General features: G+C 74.1%; 2 protein-coding genes. One reads left to right on the top strand and one right to left on the bottom strand.

The window, feature by feature from the left end; genetic code table 11:
• A partial coding sequence (locus C1I98_RS38610; RefSeq protein WP_111172152.1) for a peptide deformylase occupies positions 1-352 on the top strand: 352 nt, incomplete at its 5' end.
• On the opposite strand, the gene mshC is transcribed toward C1I98_RS38610, so the two are convergent.
• The gene (mshC, locus tag C1I98_RS38605) at positions 353-1,576 is read right to left on the bottom strand and encodes a cysteine--1-D-myo-inosityl 2-amino-2-deoxy-alpha-D-glucopyranoside ligase (RefSeq protein ID WP_111172151.1); all 1,224 of its coding nucleotides are present in this window, start codon (positions 1,574-1,576) and stop codon (positions 353-355) included. It lies immediately after the preceding gene.
• Between the last annotated feature and the right edge of the window lie 95 nt (positions 1,577-1,671).

Here is a 1,671-nt window from a genome sequence, read left to right as displayed (position 1 = left end):
GTCCGGGCGGGCGGGCCTGGCCGCGCCGCAGATCGGGATCTCCGCGCGGGTGGTCGTCTACGACTACGACGGCAGGTCCGGCCACATCGTCAACCCGCGCCTGGAGCCGTCCTCGCGCAAGGTCGTCGCCGACGAGGCGTGCCTGTCGGCACCCGGCCAGTGGTGGCCCCTGGAGCGCGCCTACGCGGTGACCGCCAGGGGCCGCGACATGTACGGCAAGCCGGTCACCGTGCGGGCGCTCGGCGTGCTCGCCAGAGTGCTCCAGCACGAGACCGACCACCTCGACGGCGTGCTGTTCATCGACCACCTGCCCGCCGAGGAGCGGGAGAGGTTCCAGGCCGCCGGCTCCTGATCAGAGCGCGACCCCGAGCGCGGTGTCGGCGATCTCGCGGATCAGCGCCGGGGCCCGATCGTCCGTGCCGCCGCCCGCCGCCGCCGCCCGCGCCCAGGAGTCGATCGCGGCCAGGGCCCCCGGGGCGTCCAGATCGTCGGCCAGCCGGGCGCGGACCTCCGCCAGCACGGGCTCGGCGGCGGGGCCCGCGGGCAGCGCCACGGCCCGGTGCCAGCGCTCCAGCCGCTCCCGCGCCTCGGTGAGCTGCCCGCCGGTCCATTCCCAGTCGGCGCGGTAGTGCCGGGCCAGCAGGGCCAGCCTGATCGCCATCGGGTCGGTCTCCCGCCTGAGCGCGGAGACGAACACCAGGTTGCCCTTGGACTTGGACATCTTCTCGCCGTCCAGGCCGACCATCCCCGCGTGGACGTACGCCTTGGCGAACGGCCACTCGCCGGCCGCCACATGCCCCTCGGAGGCGCCCATCTCGTGGTGCGGGAAGATCAGGTCGGATCCGCCGCCCGCCACGTCGAAGCCGGGGCCGAGGTCGGCCAGGGCGATCGCGGTGCACTCGATGTGCCAGCCCGGCCTGCCCCGGCCGAACGGGGAGTCCCAGCCGGGCTCTCCCGGCCGCTCGGCCCGCCACAGCACCCAGTCCAGCGGGTGGTGCTTGCCCGGCCGGGCGGGGTCGCCGCCGCGCTCGCCGAACAGGGCGAGCATCCGCTCCTCGGAGTAGCCGGAGACCGCGCCGAACTTGGGGGCGGCGTCGGCGTTGAAGTAGACGTCGCCGTCCAGTTCGTAGGTCGCGCCCTTGTCGCGCAGCCGCTCGATCAGCTCCGCGACCTCGCCGATCACCTCGGTGACCGCGACGTAGCGGCTGGGCGGCAGGATGCGCAGGGCCTCCATGTCGGCGCGGAACAGGTCGATCTCCCTGGCCGCGAGCCGCCGCCAGTCCTGGCCGTCCCGCTCGGCCCGCTCCAGCAGCGGGTCGTCCACGTCGGTGATGTTCTCGGTGAAGCTCACGTCGTGGCCGGCGTCTCGCCAGGCCCGGTTCAGCAGGTCGAACGCCAGGTAGGTGTTGGCGTGGCCCATGTGGGTGGCGTCGTAGGGAGTGATGCCGCAGACGTACATCCGGGCGGTGGGACCCGGCCGGGTCGGGCGGACCTCGCCCGCCGCGGTGTCGTGCAGGCGCGGGACCTCACCCTGGCCGGGGAGCCTGGAGAGCTTGGGAGCAGACCACGATCGCATGCCCTGAAGCCTACTTGTGCGTAACACGCGCATCGGCACCGCCACCTGGGAGGCAGGGGCGGCGTTCAGGGCGCGGGCAGGACCCGGTGGAAGGC

This window comes from Spongiactinospora gelatinilytica, assembly GCF_003236385.1.
GTDB lineage: Bacteria > Actinomycetota > Actinomycetes > Streptosporangiales > Streptosporangiaceae > Spongiactinospora > Spongiactinospora gelatinilytica.
This window is presented reverse-complemented; position numbering and strand designations above follow the sequence as displayed.

Coding starts and splice junctions, on each gene's coding strand:
- mshC (WP_111172151.1), bottom strand. CDS start 1,576: ATGCGATCGTGGTCTGCTCCCAAGCTCTCCAGGCTCCCCGGCCAGGGT.